This is a genomic window from Pseudomonas sp. LW8 (genome assembly GCF_041956865.1).
Lineage (GTDB): Bacteria > Pseudomonadota > Gammaproteobacteria > Pseudomonadales > Pseudomonadaceae > Aquipseudomonas > Aquipseudomonas siliginis.
In genome coordinates, this window is the sequence record NZ_CP168138.1 from 4991386 (window position 1) to 5007588 (window position 16203).

At 61.3% G+C, this 16203-nt stretch carries 15 protein-coding genes; 3 read left to right on the plus strand and 12 right to left on the minus strand.

Features of this window, described 5'->3' with window-relative positions:
* Positions 1-40: 40 nt before the first annotated feature.
* From lipA to AB9L16_RS22640, 12 genes are all read right to left on the minus strand, one after another.
* Positions 41-1039 carry a lipoyl synthase gene (gene lipA / locus AB9L16_RS22585; RefSeq protein WP_160768663.1) on the minus strand — a complete coding sequence of 333 codons (999 nt, stop codon included), beginning with the start codon at positions 1037-1039 and terminating at the stop codon, positions 41-43.
* Positions 1040-1064: 25 nt separating this feature from the next.
* Positions 1065-1712: a lipoyl(octanoyl) transferase LipB gene (gene lipB / locus AB9L16_RS22590; RefSeq protein ID WP_076564273.1), complete on the minus strand. Its 648-nt coding sequence runs from the start codon at positions 1710-1712 to the stop codon at positions 1065-1067.
* The gene (locus AB9L16_RS22595) at positions 1712-1987 is read right to left on the minus strand and encodes a DUF493 domain-containing protein (RefSeq protein WP_024014446.1); all 276 of its coding nucleotides are present in this window, start codon (positions 1985-1987) and stop codon (positions 1712-1714) included. The genes lipB and AB9L16_RS22595 overlap by 1 nt, the downstream gene beginning before the upstream one ends.
* Positions 1988-2073: 86 nt before the next feature.
* Entirely contained in the window at positions 2074-3231 is a 1158-nt protein-coding gene (locus AB9L16_RS22600; protein WP_016773028.1) for a D-alanyl-D-alanine carboxypeptidase family protein, read from the minus strand.
* Between the two features lie 187 nt (positions 3232-3418).
* On the minus strand, positions 3419-4429 hold the full coding sequence (locus tag AB9L16_RS22605; RefSeq protein WP_016773027.1) for a septal ring lytic transglycosylase RlpA family protein: 1011 nt from the start codon (positions 4427-4429) through the stop codon (positions 3419-3421).
* On the minus strand, positions 4429-5439 hold the full coding sequence (mltB, locus tag AB9L16_RS22610) for a lytic murein transglycosylase B (protein ID WP_186532367.1): 1011 nt from the start codon (positions 5437-5439) through the stop codon (positions 4429-4431). Before mltB ends, AB9L16_RS22605 begins: the two co-directional genes overlap by 1 nt.
* A 17-nt stretch (positions 5440-5456) precedes the next feature.
* A complete protein-coding gene (gene rodA / locus AB9L16_RS22615) occupies positions 5457-6560 on the minus strand; it encodes a rod shape-determining protein RodA (RefSeq protein WP_050977864.1) in 1104 nt (367 codons plus the stop codon).
* A gap of 31 nt (positions 6561-6591) precedes the next feature.
* A complete protein-coding gene (gene mrdA / locus AB9L16_RS22620; RefSeq protein WP_041477721.1) occupies positions 6592-8487 on the minus strand; it encodes a penicillin-binding protein 2 in 1896 nt (631 codons plus the stop codon).
* A gap of 10 nt (positions 8488-8497) precedes the next feature.
* Positions 8498-8965, minus strand: a complete 468-nt coding sequence (rlmH, locus tag AB9L16_RS22625) for a 23S rRNA (pseudouridine(1915)-N(3))-methyltransferase RlmH (protein WP_011063671.1) — start codon at positions 8963-8965, stop codon at positions 8498-8500.
* Positions 8966-8974: 9 nt separating this feature from the next.
* Positions 8975-9469, minus strand: coding sequence for a ribosome silencing factor (gene rsfS / locus AB9L16_RS22630; protein WP_016773024.1), 495 nt, complete (start codon positions 9467-9469; stop codon positions 8975-8977).
* A gap of 72 nt (positions 9470-9541) precedes the next feature.
* On the minus strand, positions 9542-10264 hold the full coding sequence (gene nadD / locus AB9L16_RS22635; protein ID WP_375122732.1) for a nicotinate-nucleotide adenylyltransferase: 723 nt from the start codon (positions 10262-10264) through the stop codon (positions 9542-9544).
* Positions 10233-11504, minus strand: coding sequence for a glutamate-5-semialdehyde dehydrogenase (locus AB9L16_RS22640; RefSeq protein WP_375122733.1), 1272 nt, complete (start codon positions 11502-11504; stop codon positions 10233-10235). Before AB9L16_RS22640 ends, nadD begins: the two co-directional genes overlap by 32 nt.
* A gap of 177 nt (positions 11505-11681) precedes the next feature.
* On the opposite strand from AB9L16_RS22640, the gene AB9L16_RS22645 reads away from it, so the two are divergent.
* The 3 genes from AB9L16_RS22645 to AB9L16_RS22655 all read left to right on the plus strand — a co-directional run bounded on the left by AB9L16_RS22645 (position 11682) and on the right by AB9L16_RS22655 (position 16150).
* Complete coding sequence (locus AB9L16_RS22645) at positions 11682-12407, plus strand: DNA-3-methyladenine glycosylase (protein ID WP_076564277.1); 726 nt, start codon at positions 11682-11684, stop codon at positions 12405-12407.
* A 152-nt stretch (positions 12408-12559) separates the two neighbouring features.
* Entirely contained in the window at positions 12560-13876 is a 1317-nt protein-coding gene (locus AB9L16_RS22650) for a bifunctional DedA family/phosphatase PAP2 family protein (protein ID WP_375122734.1), read from the plus strand.
* Between the two features lie 402 nt (positions 13877-14278).
* On the plus strand, positions 14279-16150 hold the full coding sequence (locus tag AB9L16_RS22655) for a hypothetical protein (RefSeq protein ID WP_375122735.1): 1872 nt from the start codon (positions 14279-14281) through the stop codon (positions 16148-16150).
* Positions 16151-16203 lie beyond the last annotated feature (53 nt).

Below are 16203 nucleotides of genomic sequence, written 5' to 3' on the forward strand. Positions count from 1 at the left end.
AGGAACCGTCCTTGGCGGGCATTTTTACATCAGCAGTGAATCAGGAACCCAGCAGCTCGGCCTTGACCAGCTTCGCCTGCTCGTCGGCGTGGTACGAGGAACGTACCAGCGGGCCCGAAGCGACGTTCTTGAAGCCCATCTTGTAACCTTCTTCGGCGAACCAGGCGAAGGTGTCCGGGTGCACGAAACGCTGCACCGGCAAGTGACTGCGCGAAGGTTGCAGGTATTGACCCAGGGTCAGCATGTCGATGTCGTGTTCGCGCATGCGCTTCATGACTTCGATGACTTCCTCGTCAGTCTCGCCCAGACCCAGCATCAGGCCGGACTTGGTCGGGATGTGCGGCATCATCTGCTTGAAGCGTTGCAGCAGAGTCAGCGACCACTGGTAGTCCGAACCCGGACGCGCAGCCTTGTACAGGCGCGGCACGGTTTCCAGGTTGTGGTTGAACACATCCGGCGGCTCGGCGGCGGTGATTTCCAGAGCGATATCCATGCGCCCACGATAATCCGGAACCAGGGTCTCGAGCTGCACGTTCGGCGACAGTTTGCGGATTTCGCGGATGCAGTCGGCGAAGTGCTGGGCACCGCCATCACGCAAGTCGTCGCGGTCAACCGAGGTGATCACCACGTACTTGAGCTTGAGGTCGGCGATGGCGATGGCCAGGCTTTCCGGCTCGTTGACGTCCAGTGGCTTCGGACGACCGTGGCCAACGTCGCAGAACGGGCAACGACGGGTGCAGATGTCGCCCATGATCATGAAGGTTGCGGTGCCGCCGGAGAAGCATTCGCCGAGGTTCGGGCAGGAGGCTTCTTCGCAGACACTGTGCAGCTTGTGCTTGCGCAGCAGGCTCTTGATGCGATCGACTTCCGGCGAAACCGGGATGCGCACGCGGATCCAGTCGGGTTTCTTCGGCAGTTCGGTGGTCGGGATGATCTTGACCGGGATGCGTGCAACCTTCTCGGCGCCGCGCAGCTTGACGCCGGCTTCAACCTTGGGACGCGGGGCCGGGCGCTCGGTCACGTCGAGCGTCGGGATCATGGTTTGCACTGCATCAGTAGTCATATCAGTCGATTCCGCCCGTGAGGGTCGTCTGCTCAGCATAGTCGAGGTGTTTGACGAGCTGCGCGCGCAGCCGGGCACTTACCTCGGCAAATTCAATCGATCCTGCATGATCGCTCAGCTGGGTCATGGCCAGCCCGGCGTAGCCGCAGGGATTAATCCGTCGAAACGGTTCCAGGTTCATATCCACGTTCAGGGCCAGGCCATGAAAGGAACAACCGTGGCGAATGCGCAAACCCAGAGAAGCGATTTTCGCTCCATCGACGTATACGCCGGGAGCATCTGGCTTGGCGGCGGCGCTAACGCCGTAGCTGGCCAGCAGTTCGATGAGGCAGGCTTCCATGCGGCTGACCAGATCACGCACGCCGAAACCCAGCTTACGCACATCCAGTAACAGATAAGCCACCAGTTGCCCGGGGCCATGATAAGTCACTTGGCCGCCACGATCGACCTGCACCACCGGGATATCACCCGGCAGCAACAGGTGTTCGGCCTTGCCGGCCTGGCCCTGAGTGAACACCGGCGGGTGTTCGACGAGCCAGATTTCGTCGGCTGCTGCATTGCCGCGTTCGTTGGTAAAGCGCTGCATGGCATGCCAGACCGGCTCGTAAGCCATCTGGCCCAGCTCGCGAAAGCCCAGCGTGCCGTGCATCACAACACCATGTGCACGATGCCGGAAGCCCGCAGTTCGCTGTTGATGTTGTACAGCTGATCCTGGTCGGTGGCGACGATGTGCAACTGGATGGTGGTGTATTTGCCGTTGCTGCTTTGACGCTCGTCGATGCGCTCATCATTGATGGTCGCGTGTTTCAGGACGATCGCGATGATCTTGTCTTTGTTGCCAACACCCGTATCACTGATCACCTTGATCGGATAATCGGTCTGGGGAAATTCGATCTTTGGCGCCTTTACTTCGGTATCGGTCATGGCGTAACGGCCTCTATAGCGCAAGCCGTGGTAACGCACATGGCCCCGCACCGGATCGGGGCGGGGCCATGCAGGTCAACACAAAATCAGTTGAACAAGCCGTAGAAGAATAGACGGATGCTATCCCACATGCGGCGGAAGATACCACCCTCCTCGACGCCATCCAGAGCGATCAGGTCGGCACTGTGCACCACCTTGTCTTCCAGTTTGACTTCGACTTTACCGATCACGTCGCCCTTGGCGATTGGCGCAACCAGTTGCGGGTTCATGGTCATGCTGGCAGCGAGCTTCTTCAGCTGGCCTTTTGGCAGAGTCATGGTCAGGTCTTGCGCCAGACCGGCCTTGACCTGGCTGGTGGTGCCTTTCCATACCGGCGCCTGCGCCAGTTCAGTGCCCTTCTGGTAGAAGGTCTGGGTTTCGAAGAAGCGGAAACCATAGGTCAGCAACTTCTGGGTTTCAGCGGCGCGAGCCACTTCGCTGTTGGTACCGAACACCACGGCAATCAGGCGCTGGCCATCACGTACAGCCGAGGACACCATGCAGTAGCCGGCTTCATCGGTGTGGCCGGTTTTCAGACCGTCAACGGTCTTGTCGCGCCACAGCAGCAGGTTGCGGTTAGGCTGCTTGATGCCGTTCCAGAAGAACTCTTTCTGCGAGTAGATCGCATAGTGAGCCGGGTCTTCGTGGATGATCGCACGGGCCAGGATCGCCATGTCGTGCGCCGACGAGTAGTGCTCAGGGTTTGGCAGACCGGTCGGGTTCATGAAGTGGGTATTGGTCATGCCCAGTTCGGTGACGGTCTTGTTCATCAGATCGGCGAACGCGTCTTCGCTGCCGGCGATGTGCTCGGCCAGGGCGACGCTGGCGTCGTTACCGGACTGGATGATGATGCCGTGCAGCAGGTCGCTGACAGTGACCTGCGAACCGACCTTGATGAACATCCGCGAACCGCCGGTGCGCCAGGCGTTTTCGCTGACGGTCACCGGATCGTTTTCACCGATCTGACCGCGACGGATTTCCAGGGTTGCGATGTACGCGGTCATCAGCTTGGTCAGGCTGGCCGGTGGCAGACGCTGGTCGCCGTTGTTTTCGACCAGCACGTTGCCGCTGCTGGCGTCCATCAGAACGTAGGCCTTGGCGGCCAGTTGTGGTGGCGACGGCATCATCTCGGCCGCGAAGGCGGCTGGCGAGAGGAGCAGCGGGACTAGCAGACACAGGCGTTTGGCAAAGGTGGTGATGTTCATCCGTCTCTCGAAATCGCTAATGGAAACTTGCCCGAAGGCAAAACTTATTCAGACAGCCTTCTAACGGGCCATCGCGTGTTCAGTTGCTCACTCCAGTCACCCTTGCCGGGCTTTTGTTCTTCGACGAGCCAACAACCTGGTTCACCCCCCGAATACCGCAAGTGAACCGTCAATCAAGGTCTACGTGTTACTCGGTGACCACGCTGGGCGAACCCAGATTGGCCAGCCGCACACTGTTCTGCACCTGGGCGATCTCACCCGGCGAGCCGATCGGCCCCAGGCGTACCCGGTGCAGGGTCTGCTGATTGCGCACGATCGAGCTGATGAACACCGGCGCGCTCACCATCCCGCTGAGCTTCGACCTCAGCAGCTCGGCAGCGTCCGGGTTGGCGAACGCGCCCACCTGCAGATACTGGCCAGACGCTGGTGCAGAAGCGTTTTTTTTTGCATCGATCTGCACGGGCACCACGGCCGCGGCGTGTTGCTGCGGCGGCGGCGTCCATTGCTCGACGGTACCGGCCGACGCGGTGATGACCGGGGCGCTATTCTGCGCCACTTGCGGCTCATTGAGCATCAGCGGCGCCGGACGGCCCTTGGCCGCCCACCACTGCTGCGGATCGATGCCTTCGACCTTGACCCGTGCGGTGCCGGTTTCGGCATAGCCGAGCTTCTTCGCCGCAGCATAAGACAAGTCAATGATTCGATCGGAATAGAACGGCCCACGGTCGTTGACGCGCAGGATCACGGTCTTGTTGTTGTCCAGGTTGGTCACCCGAACGTAACTTGGCAGCGGCAAGGTCTTGTGCGCGGCACTCATGCCGTACAGGTCATACACTTCGCCGTTGGCGGTGTTCTGGCCATGGAACTTGGTGCCGTACCAGGACGCCGTGCCCGAAGCCACGTAGGTCTTGGATTCCTGCAACGGAAAGTAGGTCTTGCCCAGCACGGTGTACGGATTGGCCTTGTACGGGCCGGTGTGCAGGGTCGGTGTCGCATCCGGGATGCGCGAAACATCGACATCCCACCAAGGCGCGCCGTCTTTGTGCGCGCGGTTGATGTCCAGGCCCGGTTGGGCGCGGACAGCGGTGGACGGGGTTTTCTGCGTCGGCGTGCGGCTGGTCGTGCAACTGGCGACCAGGACTGCCAACGCAGCGAAAGCCACCAGCTTCAGGGGTTTATTGTTAGGCAATGCCTGCATTACTTGACGCCCCGTGCTTGTACCAGCTGTTCAGACAGTTGATGTACGGCCATGGCGTACATCACGCTGCGGTTATAACGCGTGATCGCGTAGAAATTCTGCAGGCCCATCCAGTATTCAGGGCCGTTGTCGCCTTCGAGGCGAAATGCGGTAACCGGCATATCATCGCGCAGCGCATCATGACTTGACCAGCCCAGCGCCCGCAACTCTGCGACCGTTTTCACCGGTTCGATACCAGTAGTCAGGCCTTCATCAACCTGCTCGCCGCGTACATCGGCACGGCTGACCACCGGTTCGCCGGCGACCCAGCCGTGACGCTTGAAGTAGCTGGCGACGCTGCCAATGGCATCGTCCGGGTTGTTCCAGATATTGATGTGGCCGTCACCGTCGAAATCCACCGCGTAGGCGCGAAAGCTGCTCGGCATGAACTGCGGCAGGCCCATGGCCCCGGCGTACGAGCCTTTCAGGGTCAGTGGATCGACCTGCTCTTCGCGGGCCAGCAGCAGGAACTCACGCAGTTCCTTGCGGAAAAATTCGGCACGGGGAGGATAGTCGAAGCCGAGGGTCGATAAAGCATCGATCACGCGGAAATTACCGGTATTACGTCCGAAAAAGGTCTCGACGCCGATGATCGACACGATCACTTGTGCCGGCACGCCGTATTCCTGCTCGGCACGGGCCAGGGTCGCCTCGTGCTGACGCCAGAAGTCGACACCACGGGCGATGCGCGCGTCGGTGATGAACATCGGACGATATTCGTTCCACTGCTTGACCCGTTCGGCGGGTCTGGAGATGGCGTCGAGAATCGACTGCTTGCGCTGCGCCTCGCGGAACACACCCATCAGTTGTTCACCGGCGAAACCGTAGTCGCGGGTCATTTCGCCGACGAATTCGGCCACCTGCGGCGAGCCTTCATAGTCGCCGGCCAGCGCTTCCTGCACGCTCCCCAGCAGGCCCATCAGGCCAACCAGCGGCGCGCATCGAGTCGCCCAGCCACGCATTACTTGCATTGCACTCTTCACCTTATTCAAACCTGTGCGATCCACTTGCGATGGGTATGGATCGACATCAAAACCCCAAACGCTGACAGCAGCGTCACCAGCGAAGTTCCTCCGTAGCTAATGAACGGCAACGGCACCCCCACGACCGGCAACAGGCCACTGACCATACCGATGTTGACGAAAACGTAAACAAAAAAAGTCATGGTCAACGCGCCGGCGAGCAATTTGCCGAACAGCGTTTGCGCCTGAGCGGTGATCACCAGCCCGCGACCGATCAACAACAGATAGATCAGCAGCAGCGCGCAAATCCCCACCAGACCGAACTCTTCGCCAAGCACAGCAATGATGAAGTCGGTGTGGCTTTCCGGGAGAAAGTCCAGGTGTGACTGGGTGCCGAGCAGCCAGCCTTTGCCGAATACGCCACCGGAACCGATCGCGGCTTTCGACTGGATGATGTTCCAGCCGGTGCCGAGCGGATCGCTTTCCGGGTCGAGGAAAGTCAGGACACGCTGCTTCTGATAGTCGTGCATGACGAAGAACCACATCGCCACCGACACCGGCACCGCCGCCGCCAATACGCTGAGAATCCAGCGCCAGCGCAGGCCGCCCATGAACAGCACGAAGGCGCCACCGGCGAGAATCAGCAGCGAGGTACCGAGATCCGGCTGGCGCACGATCAGAATGAACGGCACGCCGATCAGCATCAGGCTGATGCCGACGTGCTTGAGCTGCGGCGGCAAGGTGCGTTTGGACAGATACCAGGCGATGGTCGCCGGCATCAGGATCTTCATGAATTCCGAGGGCTGGAAGCGGATCACCCCGGGGATGTTGATCCAGCGCGTGGCGCCCATGGCGTTGTGGCCCATGATGTCGACGACGATCAGCAATATCACGCCGATCACGTAACCGAGCGGCACCCAGCGCGCCATGAAACGCGGCTCGAACTGGGCGATGACGATCATCGCCACCAGACCGATGCCGAACGACGTGGCCTGCTTGCCGAGCAGGTCCCAGCTCTTGCCGCTGGCCGAATACAGCACGAACAGGCTGCCGGCGGCGAGGATCAGCAACAGGATCAACAGCGGGCCATCGATATGCAGTCTTTGCAGCAACGTCGCGCGGCGACGCATCACATCCTCGCTGGAGAGCATGCGATCGAAGTTATTCATCACGGGCCGGGGCCTCCGCAGTGATAGGGCTGGCGTACTCGGCTTTCAGGTGGCCGTCCTGGTCGAGCAACCAGGCGTCCATGACCTGGCGCACCACGGGCGCGGCAACGCCGGAACCAGACTCACCGTTCTCGACCATCACCGACACGACGATTTTCGGATCATCGGCCGGGGCGAAGCCGACAAACAACGCGTGGTCGCGGTGGCGTTCCTGGACCTTGGAGCGGTCGTATTTCTCGCCCTGCTTGATCGCCACCACCTGCGCGGTACCGGACTTGCCGGCGATGCGGTATTGCGCGCCGATCGCCGCTTTGCGCGCGGTACCACGGGCACCGTGCATCACCTGCTGCATGCCATGGTTGACCTTGTTCCAGTCGGACGGGTCGCGCAGGATGATGTTCGGCATCGGGTTTTCATCCACCGGTTTGACCCCGTCGAGGGACTTGGCCAGGTGCGGACGGTTCCAGATGCCCTTGTTGGCCACCAGCGCCGTGGCCTGGGCCAGTTGCAGCGGCGTCGACTGCATGTAGCCCTGGCCGATCCCGAGAATCAGGGTTTCGCCGGGGAACCACGCCTGCTTGCGCGTCGCCCGTTTCCATTCGCGGGACGGCATCAGGCCCGGGGACTCTTCGAACATGTCCAGCGAGACCTTCTGGCCGATGCCGAACTTGTTCATATAGGTCGACAGCCGATCGATGCCGAGCTTGTGCGCCAGGTCATAGAAGTAGGTGTCGTTGGAACGCATGATCGCCGTGTCGAGGTCGACGAAGCCGTCACCAGTGCGATTCCAGTTGCGATACTTGTGGTCGTAGTTGGGCAGCATGTAATAGCCCGGGTCGAACACCCGGCTCGAAGCCGTGACTACGCCAGCGTCGAGACCGGCAATTGCCACCGCCGGTTTGATCGTCGAGCCCGGCGGGTACAGACCGCGCAGCACGCGGTTGAACAACGGCCGGTCGATGGAATCGCGCAACTCGGCGTAGGCCTTGAAGCTGATACCGGTGACGAACAGGTTGGGGTCGAAACTCGGCTGACTGACCATCGCCAGCACTTCGCCGGTTTTCGGATCGAGCGCCACCACCGCGCCACGTCGCCCGCCCAGCGCGGCCTCGGCGGCTTCCTGCAACTTGATATCGAGGCTCAGGACGATGTCCTTGCCGGGAATCGGATCGGTGCGCTTGAGCACGCGCAATACGCGGCCACGGGCGTTGGTCTCGACTTCCTCGTAACCGACCTGACCGTGCAATTCCGGCTCGTAGAAACGCTCGATGCCGGTCTTGCCGATGTGGTGGGTGCCGCTGTAGTTGACCGGATCCAGCGACTTCAGCTCTTTCTCGTTGATCCGCCCCATGTAGCCCACCGAGTGCGCAAAGTGCGCGCCCTGCGGGTAATGCCGGACCAGTTGCGCGACCACTTCCACCCCGGGCAGGCGGAACTGGTTCACCGCGATGCGGGCGATCTGCTCTTCGGTCAGCTCGAACAGGATCGGCACCGGCTCGAACGGCCGGCGCCCCTGACGCATGCGTTTCTCGAAGATCACCCGGTCCTCGGGCGTCAGCTCCAGGACCTCGACGATGACGTCGAGCACCTGCTGCCAGTCGCCGGAGCGCTCGCGGGTCATGCTCAGGCTGAAGCTCGGCCGGTTGTCGGCCACAACTACGCCGTTGCGGTCGAAAATCAGCCCGCGCGTCGGCGGAATCGGCTGCACGTGGACGCGGTTGTTTTCCGACAGGGTCGAGTGGTACTCGTACTGGATGACCTGCAGGTAATACAGACGCGCGATCAACACACAGATCAGCGCCACGATCACGATCGCACCGAACACGACACGGCTGCGCACCAGACGGGCGTCCTTTTCGTGGTCCTTGATGCGGATCGGCTGAGACATGAGGGCAGGCTTACTTGTGGTAAGGGTGGCCGGACAACACGGTCCAGGCACGGTACAACTGTTCGCCGATCAGGATCCGCACCAGCGGGTGCGGCAAGGTCAGCGGCGACAACGACCAGCGCTGGTCAGCGCGGGCACAGACTTCCGGTGCCAGCCCTTCCGGACCGCCGACCATGAAGTTGACCGTGCGCGAATCCAGGCGCCAGCGATCGAGTTCGACCGCCAGTTGCTCGGTGCTCCACGGCTTGCCGTGAACCTCCAGCGTGACGATCCGCTCGTTGTGCCCGACCTTGGCCAGCATGGCTTCGCCTTCCTGGCGGATGAAACGGGCCACGTCGGCATTCTTGCCACGGGTGTTGAGCGGAATTTCCACCAGTTCCAGCGCCAGCTCGGACGGAAGACGCTTGGCATATTCATGCCAGCCTTCTTCCACCCACTTGGGCATGCGTGAACCGACGGCGATCAGGCGCAGTCGCACAGCAATCCCTTAGAACTGGTCTTTGTTGAGCTTGGTGAAATGCTCGTGGGTGTTTTCCGGGCTGTGGTGCTTGGCATCGGCCGCACGGCTTTGCTCGGCACCGGCCCACAGGCGCTCCAGGTCGTAGAACTGACGCGCCGAGGCAGTCATCATGTGCACGATCACCAGATCGAGGTCGAGCAGTACCCAATCGCTGTCGCCCTTGCCTTCTTCGCCCAGCGGCTTGGCGCCCTGCTTTTTCACTTCCTCGCGGACCTTGTCCAGCATCGCGTTGATCTGGCGATTGGAGGTACCGGTGGCGATGATCATGTAGTCAGTGATGCTCTGCTTGTCGCGCACATCGATGATCTGGATGTCCTGGGCCTTGACGTCTTCCAGCGCAGCGACGGCAATCTTGACCAGTTCGTCGCCCTTGAGCGGCTCGTTGGTGTTGACGGCTTCCGGCAGTGGTGCGCTCTTGAACGTGCCTTTGCGCTTTACTTTCGGTAGATCTTTATCAGTCATATGTAACTCGTTTTGCTCATGTATTCGGCGGCTTGGGGATACGGTGATCCGTATCGGTGAAGCGCGCCTTGTTCAGTTCGACGCACGGTACAGACCGTGCGCATCGATGTAGGCCAGGACCGCGTCGGGCACCAGGAAACTTACCGACTTACCGCTGGCCAGCAGTTGACGGATCTGGGTGGCGGAAACCGCGAGCGGTGTCTGCCAGACGAATGCAATCTGTCCGCTCGGCCCTTTCAGGGCCAGCGGGTCGCTCACCGAACGCGCTGCCAGCAGGTTGCGCAAGGCATCCGGCGGTTCGCTGTCGGCGTCCGGGCGCTGTAGCACCAGGATGTGGCAATGCTGGAGCAACTCTTCCCAGCGGTGCCAAGTGGGCAGGCCGCAAAATGCGTCCCAGCCCAAAAGCAGAAAAACCTGGGTCTCGGCGGGCATCTCTGCGCGCAGCGACTCCAGGGTATCGATGGTCCAGGACGGTTTGTCCCGCTGCAATTCGCGGGCGTCCACCACCAGCGGCGGCAATCCGGCCACCGCGCACTCGACCATCGCCAGCCGGTCCTGCGCCGACACCTGCGGCGTCCCGCGATGTGGCGGCCGCGCGTTCGGCATCAGGCGCAACTCGTCCAGCGCCAGCGCTTCGACAACTTCCAGCGCGCCACGCAAATGGCCGATATGCACCGGGTCGAACGTACCGCCCAGCACGCCAATGCGTTGCGGGCGCGACTCGCTGCCGGTGTGCGGCGCTTTCAGGTCGAGGTCGGTCAAGTCAGACCGTCGCCTGGCCGCGCAACTGGCCATCGCCGACCACGATGTACTTCTCGCAGGTCAGCCCCTCAAGCCCGACCGGGCCGCGGGCGTGCAGCTTATCAGTAGAAATGCCGATCTCGGCACCCAATCCGTATTCAAATCCATCGGCAAAGCAGGTCGGCGTGTTGATCATCACCGAGGCCGAGTCGACTTCCGCCACGAACCGGCGGGTGTCAGCGAGGTTTTCGCTGACGATCGAGTCGGTGTGATGGGAGCCGTAATGGTTGATGTGTTCGATCGCCTGCTCCAGACCGTCGACCACGCGAATCGACAGAATCGGCGCCAGATACTCGGTGTGCCAGTCGTCTTCGCTGGCCGCGACCGCTTCGATGATCGCCCGGCTGCGCTCGCAACCACGCAGTTCGACGCCTTTGTCGCGGAACTGCGCGGCCATCGAAGGCAGGAAATCCCTGGCAACTGCCTGATCGACCAGCAGGGTTTCCATCGCGCCGCAGATGCCATAACGGTAGGTCTTGGCGTTGAAGGCGATGCTTTGGGCTTTGGCCAGATCGGCGTGTTCGCTGACATAAACGTGGCAGATGCCGTCCAGGTGCTTGATCACCGGTACGCGAGCATCACGGCTGATGCGTTCGATCAGGCCACGGCCACCACGGGGCACGATGACGTCGACGTATTCCGGCATGCTGATCAGCGCGCCGACAGCGGCACGGTCAGTGGTTTCCACCACTTGCACCACGGCGGCGGGCAGTTCGGCCTCGGCCAGACCGCGCTGAATGCACGCGGCAATCGCGCGATTGGAATGAATTGCCTCGGAGCCACCGCGCAGGATGGTCGCGTTGCCGGACTTCAGGCAGAGGCTGGCGGCATCGATGGTCACGTTCGGGCGGGATTCGTAGATGATCCCGATCACGCCCAGCGGTACGCGCATCTTGCCGACCTGAATACCCGACGGACGGAAGCTCATGTCGCGAATCGCGCCGACCGGATCCGCCAGTGCAGCAACCTGACGCAAGCCGACGATCATGCCGTCGATGCGTGCCGGGGTCAGTTCCAGACGCTCCAGCAGCGCCGGCTCCAGACCGTTGGCGCGACCGGCAGCCAGATCCAGCTCATTGGCGGCGGCCAGCTCGGCGCGCGCAGCGTCCAGAGCATTGGCGGCAGCCTGCAAGGCGCGGTTTTTCTGCGCGGTGCTGGCGCGACCGATGACCTTGGAGGCAGCGCGGGCGGCGCGACCCAATCGGGTCATGTAGTCAAGAACGGACTCAGTCATGGTCTGCTGGGGTCTTGGCAAAGAGGAAAGCGGCAGATTATAGCTGCCGCGTCCCGGGACTAACAGCGGTGACGGGCGGATGGTCGAAATGAGCTGCGTTTGGCCGGCGTTCAGACGTAATTAAGCTCAGCGTTGTTATCATCACGACCTCTTGAGCCTGGATAAACCTTGCCCATCATGACCAACGTGCCCCTTTGCCCCGAGTCCGCGCGCCTGCCCGTGGGCCTGCCGGACAGTTTTTTCGACCGCGACGCCCAGGTGCTGGCGCAGGCGCTGCTCGGCAAAGTCATCCGCCATCGCGTCGGCGATCTGTGGCTGAGTGCGCGAATCATCGAAACCGAAGCCTATTACTGCGCGGAAAAAGGCAGCCACGCCTCGCTCGGCTATACAGAAAAGCGTAAGGCTTTGTTTCTGGATGGCGGCCACATCTATATGTACTACGCACGCGGCGGTGATTCGCTGAACTTCAGTGCGCAGGGGCCGGGCAATGCGGTGCTGATCAAATCCGCCTATCCGTGGGTCGATGAAGTGAGCGGTCCGGCGAGTCTGGCGCAGATGCTGCTGAACAATCCCGATGCCCAGGGCCGACCGCGTCCGACGCAGAAGCTCTGCGCCGGACAGACCCTGCTGTGCAAGGCGCTGGGTTTGAAAGTGCCGATGTGGGACGCCAAGCGTTTCGATCATGAACTGTTGCTGGTCGAGGACCCGGGACCGCCACCCGCGCAGATCATTCAAACCACTCGGCTGGGCATCCCGCTGGGCCGTGATGAACACTTGATGTATCGCTTCGTTGACGCTGCGTATGCGCAATGGTGCACGCGGAACCCGCTGCGACGGGGTCAGGTCGAAGGCCGGGATTATTGCCTGCTTCCCGGCGCTGAAGCCGAATCCGCAAATAAATGATGTCCCCCTGTGGGAGCGAGCCTGCTCGCGAAGGGGTTGTGCCAGCCAACGCTTCTAACGCCTGACACACCGCGTTCGCGAGCAGGCTCGCTCCCACGGATCAGCAGTGAAACGCGTAACAATTACTTAAAGAATGAATGGAGTTTTTCTGTATGGGCCCATGGCTCGATAGCATCACTGGATGGCTCGGCGCCAATCCGCAATGGTTGGCCGCAGCGGTGTTCATCGTTGCGTGCGTGGAATGTCTGGCGATCGCCGGGCTGATCGTGCCGGGCACGGTGCTATTGTTCGGCGTGGCGGTACTGGCCGGCAGTGGCGCGCTGTCATTGAGCGAAACGCTGCTGCTGGGCTTTCTCGGCGGCATCCTCGGCGACTTGATCTCGTACTTCCTGGGGCGGCATTTCCATCAGAACATCCGCCGCCTGCCGGGCCTGCGCCATCACCCGGAATGGATGGCCGGCGCCGAGTCGTACTTCCAGCGCTATGGCATCGCCAGCTTGCTGGTCGGGCGTTTCATCGGCCCGCTACGACCAATGCTGCCAATGGTCGCCGGGATGTGCGACATGCCCTTCCCGCGTTTTTTCGCCGTCAGCCTGCTGGCCGCTGCTGGCTGGAGCCTGGCTTATCTGTTGCCGGGCTGGGCCACGGGCGCGGCGTTCCGCCTGCCATTGCCTGAAGGTTTCTGGCTGGAGGCCGGGATCGTGGCTGCCAGCATCGCGGTAATGGTCGGCCTGAGCGTCAACAGCAGCGTGCGCCGCCATCGTCGCGCGACGATCTGGATCGGCGGCATGAGCCTGCTGATCCTGATCGGTCTGTTCATCGGCTATCCATACCTCACCGCGCTCGACAACGGCGTGATGACCCTGGTGCAGGAGCACCGCCAGCCAGCGCTGGACGAAATCGCCGTGACGCTGACCCTGATCGGCGAATTCCGCAACATGCTGCTGTTCAGTGCCCTGCTCGTCATTCTGCTGATGCTGTGCAAGCAGTGGCGCCAGGCAATGTTCGCGGGCGCCACCATGTTGGTCACCGCAATGGCCAATACCGGAACCAAGTATTTTTTCGCCCGGGTGCGCCCGGAAGTGCTCAGCGATCCATTGACCACCTACAGCATGCCCAGCGGCCACGCTTCTGGCGCGTTCGCTCTGTTCCTGACGCTGGGCGTGCTGGCCGGGCGCGGTCAGCCGCCGCGCATGCGCCTGACCTGGCTGCTGATTGCCTGCATCCCGGCCCTCTCTATCGCCCTGTCGCGGGTGTATCTGGGCGCGCACTGGCCAACCGACATACTGGCCGGGGCGATGCTCGCCAGTTGCGTGTGTGCTGCGATGCTGTGGTTGAGCCAACGTCAGGCGTCCCTTAATGCAATGCCGTTCAAGATCTGGTGGCTGATCCTGCCATCGATGGTTGCTCTGTTCGGCTTCTTCGTACTGCGCCACTTGCCACATACATTGTTGCGTTACGCCTACTAAAACAGACAACTCACAAGCCAGATTTTTTATACGCCGCTCTTTTGGAATATTCCGACAAGAGCGGCGTTGATTACCTACGCAAACTTCCTCTCCCCCGGTTAACTTTCCTGGTTATAAAACCGACATTTCCGCATTCCCAATCGACGCCAAACTAGCGTTACATAGTCCAGCCGGAACACGGTGGCGAAGTATTTCGCGCAACAGAAAATCCGTGAGTTCAATCCGCCCGGCTGGAGCACTTGCCAACAATCAATATTTATCCGGACCCGGCATTGAAGTTCTGCCGAGGCATTTATCAATTCATTCTTTGTCGAGTTATTCATGAGTCCAAAGATACCCCGCAAGACGCCTGTTACAACGCCGCATCAAACTGATCCGCGCGCACCGGCACCACATCGCCCTTTGATCGATGCCAGCGCCGTTGAAATATCGAGAAGGACCGGTGGTCACGACCAGACGCTGCCCACAACAACTTCCGGCAGCCCCCTCGCCGATGCAAACCCTAGACTTCCGGCGATCGAAATCTTCCAGTTACCGGCACATGGCGCTTATCGTTCTGAACATTCCACTTCAATAACCGATTACTGGTTGTCAGAGGCTTTTCTGCGTGGGATGAAGCCCGCTGACCCCGATGGATTTCGCTGGGTCGTTGGCAGAAAGTTCGTCGACGTCGAATATCAGGGCGCTTTGCAAACCACTCACGTCGGCGTGGATGAAACCGGCGCATGGCGCAGCAAGTTGCTGACCGAGCGCGTGCCCTCCGGGCCGCCTCTGTATAAAAACGCAGACAGCCCCACCTGGCGCCTGACCGAACAACCCGCGCCGAAGCGAGCGCGGCTCGCCCCCGCGACAACGCCCATCAATCAAAGCCGTTACAGTCCATCGGGGCGTTCGCCGGATGCTCAGGGTTACTACGAAATGCATCCGCTTTTTGCAGCGCGCACAGACCCCCCCCTGTTCGCCTTCAGGGATTCATTTGGCAATTTCATTCCGGTAGATCCTCCGTCGGGGGGATTCGCGGCGTCGCCGACCCACCTCAAACAGTGGACCGATCATGAGATCTGGCAGCTATATGGCTTGCAGGGCCAGGACATCGCGCGCTTTCGTGTCGAAGCTCAGGCCAGCGGCATGCCGCCACAGTGGGCACATCCCACAACCACCGGAAATCCGCTGACCGATCTGCTGCGCGACTCACTGCGCTGGCTGCATCCGCAGATGAGCCGTGCAGAGCGCGAAGCCTTTCTGCAATCGTTCAATCTGCTGCCCAGGCAGTTGACCCGCTTGCAGCAGGAGATGAGCAACCATCTGGCGATTCCAGCCTGGGCACTGGCGCACAAGCGCCTGTTGAATGACATCACCCACCCGCAACGCTTTGAGCAATTGGCCAAGGATGCGGTCGAGCAGCTCAACCTCAAGCACAATGCCCGCCACGACTGGTACGACGCCGAACAAGGCCTGACCCCCGAGGTCCGCGAGGCGCTGTTGAAACAGCTCGGTTACCTGCGCAACAAACACAATTGCCTGTATCGCACGGACATCCCGGCACTGTTTCGCGGTGACGAGCGCACGCCGTTCGAGCTGGCGAATGACGGCACCATGCTGCCCCGCTACCACCACGAACCCGGCGCCACCACGCACAAGCCGATCAGCGCGACGTTCAGTCTCGAGCAGGGCCAGATGTATGCCAGCGCCCCCGATCCCGCATACCTGCGCTTCAACAGCCAGACCCACAAATATCCGGGGCGCGACGCGGGTGACAGCAGCTCAGACAGCGGCGCAAGCGACGCCGATGATTCCAGCAGTTCCTCATCCGACTGGTCTGATCCTGAGAGTCCCGTCGCCTGGGATCACGAGCGGGGTTATCGGTCCTCACGCACGCGGCAGACAGAAATGTTCATGTACGCCCTCGACACGCGCAATCTGGAAGTCGTCCCGCACGAAGAGAACATGGCGTTCAATTCCGCTGCGCGTGAGAACCCGCCGACCTGGTTTCCCTCCGACGATTTCGAGGGGCTGATTTCGGTCACCCGCAGCGGAGTTCCAGCCGAGCGTATCTGGTTGCTGAACACAGACCTGAGCAAAGGCGCCAGGGTCGCAGACATCAAGGAACAGGCCGGCGCGGACGCTGAGCGCATCGAGGCGGCGACCCATGCCGGGCACGCCAACAAATTCCAATACGACCGACTGATCGACAAAGTGGAAGCGGCAGGACTGCCAATCCTCAGGCTGTCAGGCAATAAAAACGAGTTTGCATACGACATCGCCTGGCCCTGAACCGGGCACGCCCATACAACGCCGGAGAGGAGACCGGCATCCTCATGCACACC

Excerpts from the sequence above, each read along its gene's own strand:
- lipA (WP_160768663.1), bottom strand. The coding sequence starts at position 1,039 with ATGATCCCGACGCTCGACGTGACCGAGCGCCCGGCCCCGCGTCCCAAG.
- lipB (WP_076564273.1), bottom strand. The coding sequence starts at position 1,712 with ATGCACGGCACGCTGGGCTTTCGCGAGCTGGGCCAGATGGCTTACGAG.
- AB9L16_RS22595 (WP_024014446.1), bottom strand. The coding sequence starts at position 1,987 with ATGACCGATACCGAAGTAAAGGCGCCAAAGATCGAATTTCCCCAGACC.
- AB9L16_RS22600 (WP_016773028.1), bottom strand. The coding sequence starts at position 3,231 with ATGAACATCACCACCTTTGCCAAACGCCTGTGTCTGCTAGTCCCGCTG.
- AB9L16_RS22605 (WP_016773027.1), bottom strand. The coding sequence starts at position 4,429 with ATGCAGGCATTGCCTAACAATAAACCCCTGAAGCTGGTGGCTTTCGCT.
- mltB (WP_186532367.1), bottom strand. The coding sequence starts at position 5,439 with ATGCAAGTAATGCGTGGCTGGGCGACTCGATGCGCGCCGCTGGTTGGC.
- rodA (WP_050977864.1), bottom strand. The coding sequence starts at position 6,560 with ATGCGTCGCCGCGCGACGTTGCTGCAAAGACTGCATATCGATGGCCCG.
- mrdA (WP_041477721.1), bottom strand. The coding sequence starts at position 8,487 with ATGTCTCAGCCGATCCGCATCAAGGACCACGAAAAGGACGCCCGTCTG.
- rsfS (WP_016773024.1), bottom strand. The coding sequence starts at position 9,469 with ATGACTGATAAAGATCTACCGAAAGTAAAGCGCAAAGGCACGTTCAAG.
- nadD (WP_375122732.1), bottom strand. The coding sequence starts at position 10,264 with ATGGCCAGTTGCGCGGCCAGGCGACGGTCTGACTTGACCGACCTCGAC.
- AB9L16_RS22640 (WP_375122733.1), bottom strand. The coding sequence starts at position 11,504 with ATGACTGAGTCCGTTCTTGACTACATGACCCGATTGGGTCGCGCCGCC.
- AB9L16_RS22645 (WP_076564277.1), top strand. The coding sequence starts at position 11,682 with ATGACCAACGTGCCCCTTTGCCCCGAGTCCGCGCGCCTGCCCGTGGGC.
- AB9L16_RS22650 (WP_375122734.1), top strand. The coding sequence starts at position 12,560 with ATGGGCCCATGGCTCGATAGCATCACTGGATGGCTCGGCGCCAATCCG.